This window comes from Mesorhizobium sp. B2-4-6 (assembly GCF_006442775.1).
Taxonomy (GTDB): domain Bacteria; phylum Pseudomonadota; class Alphaproteobacteria; order Rhizobiales; family Rhizobiaceae; genus Mesorhizobium.
This window is the reverse complement of sequence record NZ_VFVI01000001.1, coordinates 963226-976681: the sequence shown is the minus strand read 5'-3', so window position 1 is coordinate 976681 and position 13456 is coordinate 963226. Positions and strand designations below refer to the sequence as shown.

Sequence of the window (13456 nt, the reverse complement as noted above, 5' to 3'; positions counted from 1 at the left end):
AAACTCTACAGCCGCTGGCGCCGCTGCACCCCTCATGTTGTTCTCCGCGCCTTCGCCGCGCTTGCGGCAAATCGCTTCATTCACCGGGGCGAAAATCGACAAACGCGCAGCCGCCGCGGCTGCCCGATTGGCGTACGCTTCACCCTGACGCGGAACGAAAGCTTGATGATGCGAATGGGATATCATGGGGCACTATGGGCGTCAACGGGAATAGGTATCACAAACACGCGCACTACAACCACAAAGCGCAGGCTGAAGGCACGTCTCGTCTTTATCCTCTATTAAGCCTAACGAAGCGTTTAGAGCCCTCTGGCCCAAAAAGACGCGGCTTGATGCGCACAGCCGGCGCGCATAGCGTCTGTTGAGGTTTTCTGCCCTAATCAAGGATCCAACTGATGTCCGACACTGCGAAGTCACGCGCCGCGACACTTGCCCATCTGCGCAGCGCCGATTTCGCGATGGGCGATCCCATCCCCTTGCCGCTGACCATGGCCTCGATCTTCCACGCGCCGGGCGACGCGACGGGCTTCGATCAATACGGCCGCTTCAGCAATCCGACCTGGCATGCGGTCGAGCACGCGCTTGGCCATCTGGAAGATGCGCAATGCGTCGCCTTCCCGTCAGGAATGGCCGCGATTTCCGCGGCTTTCTTCGCGCTCGTCAAATCGGGCGACCGCATCCTCTTGCCGTCGGACGGCTATCACACGACGCGGGCCTTGGCCGAGCGTTTCCTGAAACCGCTCGGCGTCGCCTATGACGAGAGGCCGACGGCAAGCATGCTCGATGGCGGCTTCGCCGGCTACCGGGCGGTCTTCGTCGAAAGTCCGTCGAACCCGCGACTGGACATTTGCGACATCACCGCCGTCGCCAAGGCCGTCCATGTGCAAGGGGGGACCTTGATCGTCGACAACACGACGATGACGCCCTTCGGCCAGCGCCCGCTCGACCTTGGCGCGAACATTGTGGTTTCGGCCGACACCAAGGCGATCAATGGCCATTCCGACGTGCTCTTCGGCCATGTCGCCAGCCGCGATCCGGACATTGTCGCCAGGGTGAAGGATTGGCGCGAGACGGCCGGCGGCATCCCCGGTCCGTTCGAGGCCTGGCTCGTGCATCGCGGCCTCGAAACGCTGGAAGTGCGCTTCGACCGCATGTGCTCGTCGGCCGAAACGATCGCGCGCCGCCTGAAGGACCATCGCGCCGTCAGCGGCCTGCGCTTTCCGGGACTCGAAGGCGATACCTCGCACAATCTGGCGCGCGCCCAGATGGAGCGCTTCGGCTTCCTGATTTCCTTTGAACTCGCCTCCGAAGAACAGGCCGAGGCGTTCATCGACGGCTGTCGGCTTATCGAAGCGGCAACGTCCTTCGGCGGCGTGCATACGTCGGCGGAGCGGCGCTCGAAACGCGGCGATGCCGTGCCGCCCGGCTTCGTTCGCCTGGCGATCGGCTGCGAGCCGGTCGAGGAACTGTGGCAGGCGATTGAGGCGTCGCTGGATAGGATCGGCGCCTAGCCTGCCCATCACGTCAGATCGCCAGCCTCGATTTCGCGCCGGCCATGAAGGACGCGGAGAATTTGGACCGTGTCCTCGCCGACACGGTAAAAGGTGAGATATTCGCCAACGATGAGATGGCGAATGCCCGGAGCAATATCGTCGCGTAAGGGACCAGAAGACGGATAGATGGCGAGTTGCTGCCAACGGTTTTCGATGCGATCGAGCAATCGGTCCGCTGCGGCTTCGCTATCGCGCGCAACATACTGCCAGATCGCGATCAAATCCTCTTCGGCGTGCGAGGTTCGAACGATGCGCAGCAAGTGTCATACCGCTCCGCCAGACCGAAAGCGCTTGCGCGCCTCAGCTTTGATTTCTTCCATAGATTCGAACCGGCCGGGCCCGCTGTCGATCCCCTCCTGCACCAGTTTCCGCAGCTCTTCGACGCTGTAGCCGAGCAGATCGCGCCGCTCCTTCCATTGCCTGAGCGCATCGCGGATCACTTCGCTGGCCGAGGCGTATTCGCCAGCCGCGACCACATCGTCAACCGCGGCTGCCAGCTCCGGCGAAAGTGTGATGCTGCGTTTGTCGACCTGGCCCATGATGCGCTCCTGTTCCTCCTTCAAGGTACGATTTAATCGCACCAGCTTCAAGGAACAGGTCATCGCGTTCAGGGCGATTGCGCCGCACCTTGAATCAAAAGGCACGCCTTCCGGCGTAACCTTCTGATTTCGTGCCGCTACCGCGATTTGAAAAATGCCAGCTGGCCTGTAAGCCGGGTTCTGTATGGCCCTCGCCTTGCGGCGAGAACGTGGCGGCCATTCATCTTGGGCGCATGTTGCCATGCGCCTCACGCAACCTACCCGGACGGTGGGCCGGAAACAGCCCTCGAAGGTTTCCCCTCGCACCGCCCCTATTCGGTTTTGCTCCCGGTGGGGTTTGCCCTGCCGCTTCTGTTGCCAGTCGCGCGGTGGGCTCTTACCCCACCCTTTCACCCTTGCCCCGGCAATGCCGTGGCGGTTTGCTTTCTGTGGCACTTTCCCTGGGGTCGCCCCCGCCGGCCGTTAGCCGGCACCGTGTCTCCATGGAGCCCGGACTTTCCTCACCCGCAACCTTTCGGTTCTCGCGGGTGCGGCCGCCCGGCCAGCTGGCAAGCGCGTATAAAGGGATTCCCGCCCGAAAACGCAAACGAAAAAGCGTCCGGATGCGCGGCGGTTTGGGACAACGACGCGCATGAAGCAGAACACGCGTTGCCCAAATCCACTTCGGTAGGCCGGTTTAAGCCGGCGAACCCAGCGCCGCCATCTGCACCTTCACCTTGCTGCAATAGGCGGCCGAAACCGGATTCATCCGCCTGGCGCCGTGACCGGCATTGTATTTCAGGATTGTGCCGCACGTGGTGCCGCCGCCGAGACCCTGCGCCATCGCAAGATACTTCATGCCGAATTTGATGTTGGTGTCGGGATCGAACAGCCCCTTGGTCGAACCGGTATAACCCATCATGCGCGCCGTGGCCGGCTTGATCTGCATGAGGCCGATCTCGCCGGCGCTGCCGACCATGCTCGGCCTGTAGTTGCTTTCGATCTTGATGACGGCTTTGGCCAGCGACACCGGCACGCCGTAGCTTGCGGCATAGCGGGCAACGATCGCCGAATATTGGCCGCCGCCGGCCGCAGCGGGTGCCGCCAGGGCGATCTTGCCGAGGTTGATAGAAGCGGTCGTGGTGAGATCGATCGCCTTTCTGCCGCGTTTGGCGCGCTTAGCCGTCGATTTCGCCGCCTTGGTCGCGGCGGCCTTCAGCACCTTTGCCGGGGCTCTCTTGATCTTTGGCGTTTTGCTGCCCGGTGCAGCCTTGGTCGTTGTGGGGGCAGCGGCAAGGCCATTGTCCGCCCGAAGGCTTAAAGGGGCGCTGCTTGCCGGATTGAAGGCAAAACTTATCACTACGGCAGCAACAGCTGCCGCTACAACGGTCAATTTTTGCATGTAGTCCTGTTCTGTTAGAACCGCGCGAAGAACTTCTCGCAGTTGTGCCAATTCAACGTCGGATCATCCGGGGAGGATAGATGTCCGACGACTTGCGGAAGTGGCATTTGAAGGCGGAATTGGCGGCAATGAAGGCGGCGCAATTCACTTTAAGTGACAGATTGTAACTTAAGAAACTTGCCGCGATTGTTTGACGGAGGCTGCCTCTACGGAAGCGAGGAGCCTATGCAGCGTGCGTATCGTCGAATTATCCGCCACGCCATCCACCAACCGCCGGCGGAAATGCCGCTGGAACGCCGCCACCGCGATTTCCGTCTGCCGGTCGTAAATACCCGATATCTCGACACCATAGCCATAGAGCGCCAGCATCGACTGCAGCGCCTCGACATCGGCGCCGGTATCGCCGGCCTTGAGTGCGGCGCCGGGCTTTATAGGCGCCGCCGGCACGAGGTGGCCGACGCCCGCCACGAACAGCGCCTTCCACGGAAATTTTTCGCCAGGGTCCACTTTGCGGCCCGGGGCCACGTCCGAATGGGCGAGCACCCTTGCCGCGGGGATCGAATAACGGCCCACGATGCCCGCGCACAACTCGATCACGGCATCGATCTGCCGTTTCGGGAAGGCCTTGTAACCCAGCGAATGCCCAGGGTTGACGATCTCGATGCCGACCGACCAGGAGTTGATGTCGGTACGCCCGAGCCAGGAACTCTTGCCGGCATGCCACGCCCGGTCGCTCTCGCGTACCATCTGGACGATGCGGCCGTCCTCATGAACGAGATAATGCGAGGACACTTCGCTCGCCGGATCGCACAGCCACGCCTCAGCGCCGGCGCCGCTTGCCATGCCGGTATAATGCAGCACGATCATGTCGGGTCGAAGCGTGTCGCGGCGCGGACCGAAATTCGGCGACACCCGGACCTCGGCGCCCGGCTGGTCGGGCAGGAACCCGCTCATACGTGTCTGAGGCCCCGCTCGATCATCTCATAGGCGGCGTTGATCGCCGCGACCCTGGTCGTGGCGATCTTGATGAATTCCTGCGGCAAGCCGCGTGCGATCAGCCTGTCGGGATGATTGTCCGAGATGAGCTTGCGGTAGCGTTTCCTGATCTCCTCGAACGGCTTGCCGCGCTCGATGCCCAGAACGACATAGGGGTCGGCGGCGCCGAGATCGACGTGCCGCGACAGGATCGCTTCGTAATGCGCCTCGTCGATCCGGAAAATCTCGGCTATGCGATGCAGGAACTGGCCCTCATGCTCATGAATCAGGCCATCCGCCTTGGCGATATGGAACAGACCGTCGAGGATATCTTCCAGCATCATGCAGTTGGCATGGCCGGACCCGCAGAGCTGCGCCATGCGCTGGGCATAGATCTCGAAGCCCGCGACGTCCTGCTTGGCGATGTCGTAAAGCCGCGCCACGTTGCGTGTCTCGCTCGGCGGCACTTCGAAGATTTCCTGGAAGGCACGCACCTCATCCTGCGTGACGATGCCGTCGGCCTTGGCCATCTTGGCCGAGAGCGCGATCATGGCCACGGAGAAGGCCACGCGCCGGCGCAGGTCCGGGTCGCCCGAAAACACGGTGCGCACGGCTTCGACGACATCCGCGACGCCCGAGGACGCCGACGACGAAACGCGAGCGATGAAGTCGCCAAGACGGTCCCAAATCGACATGTCGGCTTCATAGTGCGAACCGGGCGGTTCTATCAAGCCGGGACGATGCCGCAGGCGACCCGCGCTGCGCGGGATCGAGGGCGAAAACGGACGAAAAAGGAAGGCCGGCGAAGCCGGCCTTCCTCGATACTATCAGTCAGGCTCTTACTGCGCGGGCGCGGCAGGAGCCGGATTTGTTGCCGGAGCCGGTTCAGCGGGCTTCGAGGCGTCGGGCGAAGCCGGCTTCATGGGCTGCTCGTTGGCCGGCGGATTGGTGCTTTGCGTGGTGGTATTGTCGGTGCCGGTGCCACTGTCGCTGCAAGCCGCGACCCCCAGCAGGGCGAGCGCCGAAACAGACGCCAGAATGAGCTTCTTCATGGTATCTCTCCTTCAACAGACGCTCACATTTCGGTGAGCGGTCGCAAAGGAAATGCGTCAGCAGGCCCGCCGGTTTCGTAACGTTGCATTTCCATGTGTAACATCATCAACTTGCGATTGCTGGCGCCGAAATCCCGAACTAACAGAACATACGCTCGAAGATATGATGGATAAGCAGAATGCCGGTAGCCGCAGGGACTGGGAAATGGGACTTCTGGATCGACCGCGGCGGCACCTTCACCGACGTCATCGGTCGTGACCCGCAAGGCCGGCTGCACCCTCGAAAACTTCTGTCCGAAAATCCCGAGGCCTACGCTGACGCCGCCATCCAGGGCATCCGCGACCTGTTGGGGTTGAAGGCCGACGCCGCCATTTCCGCCGGCGCGATCGGCGACGTCAAAATGGGCACGACCGTTGCCACCAATGCGCTGCTCGAGCGCAAGGGCGACCGCGTCCTGCTGCTCATCAGCAAGGGTTTTCGCGATGCCTTGCGCATCGCCTACCAGGCGCGGCCGGACATCTTCGCCAAGGAGATTATCCTGCCGGAGCAGCTTTACGAGCGCGTCATCGAGATCGACGAGCGCGTGCGCGCCGACGGCTGCGTCGAGCGGCTGCTCGACATCGCGGCCTGCCGCCCGGCGATCGAGCAGGCCAAAGCCGACGGCATCGACGCGGTCGCCATCGTCTTCCTGCATGCCTGGAAATATCCGGATCACGAAAAGGCCGTGGCAAAAGTCTGCCGCAACATCGGCTTCAGCCAGATATCGGTCTCTCACGAGGTCTCGCCGCTCATCAAGCTGGTCGGCCGCGGCGACACCACCGTGGTCGACGCCTATCTGTCGCCGATCCTGTCGCGCTATGTGCAGCGGGTAGCCGGCGAACTTGGCGCCGGACCGCGCCTGATGTTCATGATGTCGTCGGGCGGTCTTACCGCCGCCGACCTGTTCCAGGGCAAGGACGCGCTGCTGTCCGGCCCGGCGGGCGGGGTCGTCGGCATGGTCGAGACGGCGAAGCTCGCCGGCTTCCAAAAGGTCATCGGCTTCGACATGGGCGGCACCTCGACCGACGTCGCACATTATGACGGCGAATACGAACGCGCCTTCGACACCGAGGTCGCCGGCGTGCGCATCCGCGCGCCGATGATGCGCATCCACACCGTCGCCGCCGGAGGCGGCTCGATCCTGCACTATGAAGCGGGCCGCTTCCGCGTCGGCCCGGATTCCGCCGGCGCCAATCCCGGCCCCGCCGCTTACCGGCGCGGCGGTCCGCTTGCCGTCACCGATGCCAACGTCATGCTCGGCAAATTGCAGCCCGATTTCTTCCCGGCGATCTTTGGCGCGGGCCAGGACCAGCCGCTCGATGTCGGCACGGTTGGCGAAAAATTCGTCGCACTTGCTGCCGAAATCGGCGACGGCCGGACGCCTGAGGCGGTGGCCGAAGGTTTCGTCACCATCGCCGTCGAGAACATGGCCAACGCCATCAAGAAGATCTCGGTGCAGCGCGGCTACGACGTCACCGAGTATCTCCTCAACTGCTTCGGCGGCGCCGGTGGTCAGCATGCTTGCCTGGTTGCCGATGCACTCGGCATGGAAGCCGTGCTCATCCACCCCTTTTCGGGGCTGCTTTCCGCTTATGGCATCGGTCTCTCATCGGTCTTCGCCTCGCGCCAGCAGGCCCTGCTGGAGCCGCTCGCGGACGCATCCAGGCCGGCGATCGAAAATCTCATGGCCGCCCTGCGCGGGGTTGTGGTCGCCGAACTTGTGTCTCAGGGCATCGCCGAGAGCGGGATTACCGCCAGGCCGATCCTCCAGATCCGCTACGATGGCACCGACACGGCTCTGCCGGTGAATTTCGAGCACGGCTCGATCCTGCGGGCGAAGGACGATTTCGAGGCCGCGCACAAAGCGCAGTTCGGGTTCGTCTATGAAAACAAGCCGATGATTATCGAGGCTGTAGGGGTGGAGGGCAGCGATGCCGGCGGCGCGGGCCGCGCGGAAATCGAAGCGGAGTTGCAGGATCTTGCCGTTGTTCCTTCCGAGAAGCGGAAAATATTCGCCGAAGGCGAATGGCGCGAGGCCGGCGTCTTTCGTCGCGAAGCCCTTAGGCAAGGCAACAAGGTTGCCGGCCCAGCCCTGATTATCGAACCCAACCAGACCGTTGTTGTCGAGCCGGGCTGGCAGGCCGAGATCACCGCAAAGGGCCATATTCTCCTGCGCCGAACGAGCAAGAAACGACGGCAGGCCGCACTCGGCACCGAGGCCGATCCGGTGATGCTGGAGGTCTTCAACAACCTCTTCATGTCGATCGCCGAGCAGATGGGCGTGACGCTGCAGAACACCGCCTATTCGGTCAACATCAAGGAACGGCTCGATTTTTCCTGCGCCGTGTTCGACCGCCATGGCGCACTGGTCGCCAATGCGCCGCACATGCCGGTGCATCTCGGCTCCATGGACCGCTCGGTCGAAACCGTCATCCGCCTGAATTCGGGCGACATCCATCCCGGCGACGTCTTCGCTCTCAACGCGCCCTACAATGGCGGAACGCATCTGCCCGACATCACCGTGGTGACGCCTGTCTTCGACGATGCGCGCAAGGAGATCCTGTTCTGGGCTGCCTCGCGCGGCCATCACGCCGATGTCGGCGGCACCGCGCCCGGCTCGATGACGCCGCTTGCGACGACGGTCGATGAGGAGGGCGTGCTGTTCGACAATTTCCGCATCGTCGACCGCGGCCGCTTCCGCGAGACGGAGTTGGAGACGCTGCTGACCGACCACCCTTACCCCGCGCGCAATCCGGCCCAGAACATCGCCGACCTGAAGGCACAGATCGCCGCCAACGAAAAAGGCGTGGCGGAGTTGCGCAAGATGGTCGCGCATTTCGGGCTCGACGTCGTCGAGGCCTATATGGGCCACGTCCAGGACAATGCCGCCGAGAGCGTGCGCCGCGTGATCGAGCGGCTCCCCGACAGCGCGGCGTACGAATACCCCACCGACACCGGCCAGGTGATCAGGGTGAACATCACCGTCGACCGGCAAAAGCGCGAGGCGACCGTCGATTTCACCGGCACGTCGCCAGTGATGAAGAACAACTTCAACGCGCCGGAGCCCGTCGCCCGCGCCGCTGTGCTCTATGCCTTCCGCGTCATGGTCGAGGACATGATCCCGATGAATGCCGGCTGCCTGAGGCCGATCAACATCGTCATCCCCGAAGGCTCGATGCTGAAGCCGGCCTACCCTGCCGCCGTCGTCGCCGGCAATGTCGAGACCTCGCAGCATGTCACCAATGCGCTGTTCGGCGCGATGGGCGCGATCGCCAATGCGCAAGGCACGATGAACAACCTCACCTTCGGCAACAAGAAATACCAATATTACGAGACGATCTGCTCCGGCTCGCCGGCCGGCCGGATGAATTCGGGACGCGGCTTTGCCGGCACGTCCGGTGTCCATACGCACATGACCAATTCGCGCCTCACCGACCCGGAAGTGCTGGAACTGCGCTTCCCTGTCGTATTGGAGGACTTCCACATCCGCGAAGGCTCAGGCGGCAAGGGCAAGTGGAACGCCGGCGACGGCACGAGGCGCACCATCCGCTTCCTCGAAAAGATGGAATGCGCGATCCTGTCCTCCCACCGCAATCGCCCACCCCAGGGCCTCGACGGCGGCGGCGACGGCGAGGCGGGCTCGACCAAGGTCAGGCGCAATGACGGCTCGGTCGACGTTCTGAAGGCCTGCGACCAGACCACGCTCGATGCCGGCGAGGCCGTCATCGTCACCACGCCTACGCCCGGAGCTTTCGGTAAAGCGTGAAATCAGCGTCAACCTGCCGTCAACAGGCTGTCACCTGCCTGTCATGACGCTGCGCTACCCGCTTGCGCCAACGCAAACGGGGAATCACCTTGTCATGTCGGATGTTTCCGGAGAACTCGTTTATCGCCGAGGCAAGGAAGTCGGAAAGGCCGTCTACCAGAACCGCGCATTGTCGAAGGACGGCATTTCCGAGCGGCTGTTCGCCTTTCTGTTCTCCGGCCTCGTCTATCCGCAGATCTGGGAAGACCCGGATGTCGACATGGAGGCCATGCAGCTCGGCGCGGGCCACCGCATCGTCACAATCGCCTCGGGCGGCTGCAACATTCTGGCCTACCTGACCCGCTCGCCGGCCAGGATCGATGCCGTCGATCTCAATGCCGCGCACGTCGCGCTGAACCGCATGAAGCTGGAAGCGGTGCGCCACCTGCCGTCGCAGGGCGATCTCTTCCGCTTCTTCGGCGCCGCCGGCACCAGCCACAATTCCGACGCCTATGATCGCTTCATCGCGCCGCATCTCGATGCGGTCAGCCGTCACTATTGGGAGCGCCGCAGCTGGCGCGGTCGCCGCCGCATCTCCGTCTTCGACCGCAACTTCTACCAGACCGGCCTGCTCGGCCTCTTCATCGCCATGGGCCATCGCGTCGGCAAGCTGTTCGGTGTCGACCCGGCCGGCATCATGAAGGCCGAGAACATCGGCGAGCAGCGCCGTTTCTTCAACGAGGAGCTGGCGCCTGTTTTCGACAAGAAGCTGTTGCGCTGGGCGACGTCGCGGAAAGCCTCGCTGTTCGGCCTCGGCATCCCGCCGGCGCAATACGACTCGCTGATCACGTCTGGCGACGGCTCGATGGCGAGCGTGCTCAAGGCGCGCCTTGAAAAGCTCGCCTGCGACTTTCCGCTCAAGAACAATTACTTCGCCTGGCAGGCCTTTGCCCGTCGCTATCCGCAACCTGGCGAGGCAGCGCTGCCCGCCTATCTGGAACAGAGCAACTACGAGACGATCCGCGACAACATCGATCGCGTCGCCATCCACCACGCCAACCTGATCAAGTTCTTGGCCGCCAAGGACGCCGGCACCGTCGACCGTTTCGTCCTGCTCGATGCGCAGGACTGGATGACCGACGACCAGCTCAATGCGCTGTGGACGGAAATCACCCGCACGGCATCGGCAGGCGCCCGCGTCATTTTCCGCACCGCGGCCGAACCCAGCCTGCTGCCGGGACGCCTCTCCAACTCGCTGCTCGACCAGTGGACCTACGAGAGCGATGCCTCGCGCGAATTCTCCGCAAAAGACCGCTCGGCCATCTATGGCGGCTTCCACTTCTATGTGAAGCGCGCCGCATGAGCACGACGGAGCTGCCTGCCAGCCATGCCGAACTGATGGACGGCGTCTACCGCTGGCAGCGCCACATCTACGACCTGACCCGCAAATACTACCTGCTCGGCCGCGACCGGCTGATCGACGGACTGGACGTGCCGCAAGGCGGAACCGTGCTGGAGCTCGGCTGCGGCACCGGCCGCAACATCGTTCTCGCCGCCCGCCGCTACCCGGACGCCCGCTTCTTCGGTTTGGATATCTCGACCGAGATGCTGGAGACTGCGAACGCGACCGTCGCTCGCGAAGATCTCACGGACAAGGTCAACCTCGCACGCGGCGACGCCACCGATTTCGACGCCAAGGCTCTCTTCGGCATCGAGCATTTCGACCGGGTCTTCGTCTCCTATTCGCTGTCGATGATCCCCGGCTGGGAGAAGACCGTATCGGCTGCCCTCGCCGCGCTCACGCCCGGCGGCTCGCTGCATGTTGTCGATTTCGGCCAGCAGGAAGGCCTGCCACGCTGGTTCAGGGCGTTGCTGCGCGGCTGGCTGCGGAAATTCCATGTCACGCCGCGCGCCTCGCTGCGCGACGTGCTTGAATCGGAATCCGAGCGCACCGGCGCAACCTTCCGTTTCAGAACGCTTTATCGCGGCTATGCCTGGCTGGCGGTGATCAAGATCGCCCCCTGAATTTCGCAATTTGAGGCGCCTGTGCCTGTATCGAACGCAATCAACTGAACAATTGCACCCATGACCCAAGGAGTGGTACACTGACCCCGCTTGGAAACATGTGATGATCGTTGGATTTAGAGATGGATGGCTGCGAGCCTTCTTTGTGGATGATACCCACTCCCGCAACATTCCGTCCGATCTCGAAAGCCGCTTGTTTCGCAAGCTCCAGATGATCGACGACGCTGCTACCGACCAGGATTTGCGAGTGCCGCCCAGCAACCACTTCGAAAAGCTACGCGGCAATCTCGAAGGCTTTCATTCCATACGGGTCAACAAGCAATGGCGGTTGGTTTTCCGCTGGGATGGCGGCCGGGGTGAGGCGTCGGACATCTACTTGGACGACCACAGCTATAAGTGAGGTGAGACATGTTGATGACCGCACGCAAGCCGGCAACGGTTGGCGAAATCCTCACGGAGGAGTTCATGCACCCGCTTGGCTTGACGCAAGCCGCTCTGGCCGAGGCAATGGGCGTCCCGCGCAAGCATGTGAACGAATTGTGCAACGATCGCCGCAGCATTACCGCAGCGACTGCGCTCATTTTGGCGCGGGTGTTCGGCAACAGCCCGGATTTCTGGCTGAACGTCCAGCGCCGCAGCGATCTTTGGCAAGTCATGAACTCGCCTGACGAGCGGGCGCGCGTGGATCGCGCCAAACCTTTGCCGACCGCCGCATAGAGGCCGGCGATTGACCGCCACGCCTCTAATGGAGCGCTTTTGCGAGCGCCCCAACCATCGCTTGTGGACGATAACCGAACTTGGCCGGCGTCAATCCAAGCCGCACCACCACCAACTGCTCCGACGGAATGATCGCCACCGTCTGGCCGTCATGGCCCTCCATCCAATAGGTGTCCTTGGGCAGGCCTGCAGCGACGCCTGCGCCGGGATTTTCCTCATCGCCCGGGCCTTCGATCCAGACCTGGCCTTTGCCGTACACCTTTGAGGCCGGCGCGGGCTCGCGCATCCAGTCGACGAAACCGGCGGGCAGGATCTGGTTGCCGTTCCAGGTCCCGCCCTGCAGCAGGAACTGGCCGAAGCGTGCCCAGTCATGCGCCGTGGCGTAGAGATAGGACGAGCCGACGAAAGTCCCCTGCTCGTCGGTCTCGAGCACCGCGCTGTGCATGCCGAGCGGCTCGAACAACGCCGTGCGCGGCCACGCCAGCGCCTTGGCCTTGTCGCCGACCGCGTCCTGCCACAGGCGCGACAGCATCACCGCGGTGCCGCTTGAATAGGAAAACACCTTGCCGACCTCGCCGCTCAACGGCTTGGCCTCGGCGAAGCCTGCCATGTCCGGCTCGAGATAGAGCATGCGCGTCACGTCGGCGACGTCGCCATAATCCTCGTTGAATTCGAGCCCGCTCGACATCGCCATCATGTCGGCAAGGCTGATGGCGGCTCGCCCATCGGCCTTCCATGGCGCGAATAGGCCGTTCTTGTCGACTGCCATCTTGCCGTCCTTGACCAGCGTGCCGACGATCGCGGCATTCACCGTCTTGGTCATCGACCAGCCGAGCAGCGGCGTCTTGGCCGAAAAGCCCTCGCCATAACGCTCGGCGACGACACGCCCGTTTTTCACCACAACGATCGCTCGCATACCCGTGCCTGCCATGGCGGCATCGTCGACGATCTTCGCCACATCCGGATTCTGGGAAGCGTCCACGCGCTCGCCATCGGGCCAAAGCGCGTCCGGCTGCGCCGGCGTGGAGGCCGCGGCGCGCAGCGACGTCTGCCTTGCCTTGCCGGTGTCTCCATCGGGAAGCGACGCGCAGCCGACGCCGTCGCGCTCGACCGCGACGCTCTTGCCCAGAACCCAGAACAGGCTGGCCGAAACCAGCCCCCTCTCCTTGTCGACGGAGACCTTCATCAGCTTGAGCAGCGGATGGCCCGGCGCCTGCACGTCGACAGCCAGCACTTGCTTGGCGTCGCGGCCGGCGATGAAGACGTTCGAGCAGACGATCTTGGCCGAATAGCCGGAGCCGACGCGGATGAGTTCCGGCGGCGCGAAATAAAGCCAGGCAACGAGCGCGACCACGGCCAGGATCGCAAGGCCAAGCAGCCATTTGATGAACTTCACGACAGCCCGCATCATTTCCGCCCTTTGGAGTCT

13 protein-coding genes and 1 other RNA gene are annotated in these 13456 nt (G+C 63.2%); 6 read left to right on the top strand and 8 right to left on the bottom strand.

Annotated elements, in window-relative coordinates:
- The first annotated feature begins 395 nt into the window (after positions 1-395).
- Positions 396-1511, top strand: a complete 1116-nt coding sequence (locus FJ957_RS04635) for a cystathionine gamma-lyase (protein WP_140828974.1) — start codon at positions 396-398, stop codon at positions 1509-1511.
- A gap of 8 nt (positions 1512-1519) precedes the next feature.
- On the opposite strand, the gene FJ957_RS04630 is transcribed toward FJ957_RS04635, so the two are convergent.
- The 7 genes from FJ957_RS04630 to FJ957_RS04600 all read right to left on the bottom strand — a co-directional run bounded on the left by FJ957_RS04630 (position 1520) and on the right by FJ957_RS04600 (position 5500).
- The gene (locus tag FJ957_RS04630) at positions 1520-1813 is read right to left on the bottom strand and encodes a type II toxin-antitoxin system RelE/ParE family toxin (RefSeq protein ID WP_140657451.1); all 294 of its coding nucleotides are present in this window, start codon (positions 1811-1813) and stop codon (positions 1520-1522) included.
- Between the two features lie 3 nt (positions 1814-1816).
- On the bottom strand, positions 1817-2092 hold the full coding sequence (locus FJ957_RS04625) for a type II toxin-antitoxin system ParD family antitoxin (RefSeq protein WP_140657453.1): 276 nt from the start codon (positions 2090-2092) through the stop codon (positions 1817-1819).
- 153 nt (positions 2093-2245) lie between these two features.
- Positions 2246-2641, bottom strand: an RNA gene (gene rnpB, locus FJ957_RS04620) — RNase P RNA component class A.
- Positions 2642-2768: 127 nt separating this feature from the next.
- Positions 2769-3473: a transglycosylase SLT domain-containing protein gene (locus tag FJ957_RS04615; RefSeq protein ID WP_140828972.1), complete on the bottom strand. Its 705-nt coding sequence runs from the start codon at positions 3471-3473 to the stop codon at positions 2769-2771.
- A gap of 168 nt (positions 3474-3641) precedes the next feature.
- Positions 3642-4427: an N-acetylmuramoyl-L-alanine amidase gene (locus FJ957_RS04610; RefSeq protein WP_140828970.1), complete on the bottom strand. Its 786-nt coding sequence runs from the start codon at positions 4425-4427 to the stop codon at positions 3642-3644.
- Complete coding sequence (locus FJ957_RS04605) at positions 4424-5143, bottom strand: DnaJ family molecular chaperone (protein WP_140657459.1); 720 nt, start codon at positions 5141-5143, stop codon at positions 4424-4426. Before FJ957_RS04605 ends, FJ957_RS04610 begins: the two co-directional genes overlap by 4 nt.
- Before the next feature lie 144 nt (positions 5144-5287).
- Positions 5288-5500, bottom strand: a complete 213-nt coding sequence (locus tag FJ957_RS04600) for a hypothetical protein (RefSeq protein WP_027168700.1) — start codon at positions 5498-5500, stop codon at positions 5288-5290.
- A gap of 179 nt (positions 5501-5679) precedes the next feature.
- On the opposite strand from FJ957_RS04600, the gene FJ957_RS04595 reads away from it, so the two are divergent.
- From FJ957_RS04595 to FJ957_RS04575, 5 genes are all read left to right on the top strand, one after another.
- The gene (locus FJ957_RS04595) at positions 5680-9306 is read left to right on the top strand and encodes a hydantoinase B/oxoprolinase family protein (RefSeq protein WP_140828968.1); all 3627 of its coding nucleotides are present in this window, start codon (positions 5680-5682) and stop codon (positions 9304-9306) included.
- A gap of 43 nt (positions 9307-9349) precedes the next feature.
- Complete coding sequence (locus tag FJ957_RS04590) at positions 9350-10648, top strand: DUF3419 family protein (protein WP_140828967.1); 1299 nt, start codon at positions 9350-9352, stop codon at positions 10646-10648.
- The gene (locus tag FJ957_RS04585; RefSeq protein ID WP_140828963.1) at positions 10645-11310 is read left to right on the top strand and encodes a class I SAM-dependent methyltransferase; all 666 of its coding nucleotides are present in this window, start codon (positions 10645-10647) and stop codon (positions 11308-11310) included. Before FJ957_RS04590 ends, FJ957_RS04585 begins: the two co-directional genes overlap by 4 nt.
- Before the next feature lie 103 nt (positions 11311-11413).
- Positions 11414-11710, top strand: a complete 297-nt coding sequence (locus FJ957_RS04580) for a type II toxin-antitoxin system RelE/ParE family toxin (protein WP_140784107.1) — start codon at positions 11414-11416, stop codon at positions 11708-11710.
- An 8-nt stretch (positions 11711-11718) separates the two neighbouring features.
- Entirely contained in the window at positions 11719-12027 is a 309-nt protein-coding gene (locus FJ957_RS04575; RefSeq protein WP_140828959.1) for a HigA family addiction module antitoxin, read from the top strand.
- A 25-nt stretch (positions 12028-12052) separates the two neighbouring features.
- Here FJ957_RS04575 and FJ957_RS04570 read toward each other — a convergent pair whose 3' ends face one another.
- The gene (locus tag FJ957_RS04570; RefSeq protein WP_140828956.1) at positions 12053-13435 is read right to left on the bottom strand and encodes a serine hydrolase; all 1383 of its coding nucleotides are present in this window, start codon (positions 13433-13435) and stop codon (positions 12053-12055) included.
- Between the last annotated feature and the right edge of the window lie 21 nt (positions 13436-13456).

Excerpts from the sequence above, each read along its gene's own strand:
- FJ957_RS04635 (WP_140828974.1), top strand. The coding sequence starts at position 396 with ATGTCCGACACTGCGAAGTCACGCGCCGCGACACTTGCCCATCTGCGC.
- FJ957_RS04625 (WP_140657453.1), bottom strand. The coding sequence starts at position 2,092 with ATGGGCCAGGTCGACAAACGCAGCATCACACTTTCGCCGGAGCTGGCA.
- FJ957_RS04615 (WP_140828972.1), bottom strand. The coding sequence starts at position 3,473 with ATGCAAAAATTGACCGTTGTAGCGGCAGCTGTTGCTGCCGTAGTGATA.
- FJ957_RS04610 (WP_140828970.1), bottom strand. The coding sequence starts at position 4,427 with ATGAGCGGGTTCCTGCCCGACCAGCCGGGCGCCGAGGTCCGGGTGTCG.
- FJ957_RS04605 (WP_140657459.1), bottom strand. The coding sequence starts at position 5,143 with ATGTCGATTTGGGACCGTCTTGGCGACTTCATCGCTCGCGTTTCGTCG.
- FJ957_RS04600 (WP_027168700.1), bottom strand. The coding sequence starts at position 5,500 with ATGAAGAAGCTCATTCTGGCGTCTGTTTCGGCGCTCGCCCTGCTGGGG.
- FJ957_RS04595 (WP_140828968.1), top strand. The coding sequence starts at position 5,680 with ATGCCGGTAGCCGCAGGGACTGGGAAATGGGACTTCTGGATCGACCGC.
- FJ957_RS04590 (WP_140828967.1), top strand. The coding sequence starts at position 9,350 with ATGACGCTGCGCTACCCGCTTGCGCCAACGCAAACGGGGAATCACCTT.
- FJ957_RS04585 (WP_140828963.1), top strand. The coding sequence starts at position 10,645 with ATGAGCACGACGGAGCTGCCTGCCAGCCATGCCGAACTGATGGACGGC.
- FJ957_RS04580 (WP_140784107.1), top strand. The coding sequence starts at position 11,414 with ATGATCGTTGGATTTAGAGATGGATGGCTGCGAGCCTTCTTTGTGGAT.
- FJ957_RS04575 (WP_140828959.1), top strand. The coding sequence starts at position 11,719 with ATGTTGATGACCGCACGCAAGCCGGCAACGGTTGGCGAAATCCTCACG.
- FJ957_RS04570 (WP_140828956.1), bottom strand. The coding sequence starts at position 13,435 with ATGCGGGCTGTCGTGAAGTTCATCAAATGGCTGCTTGGCCTTGCGATC.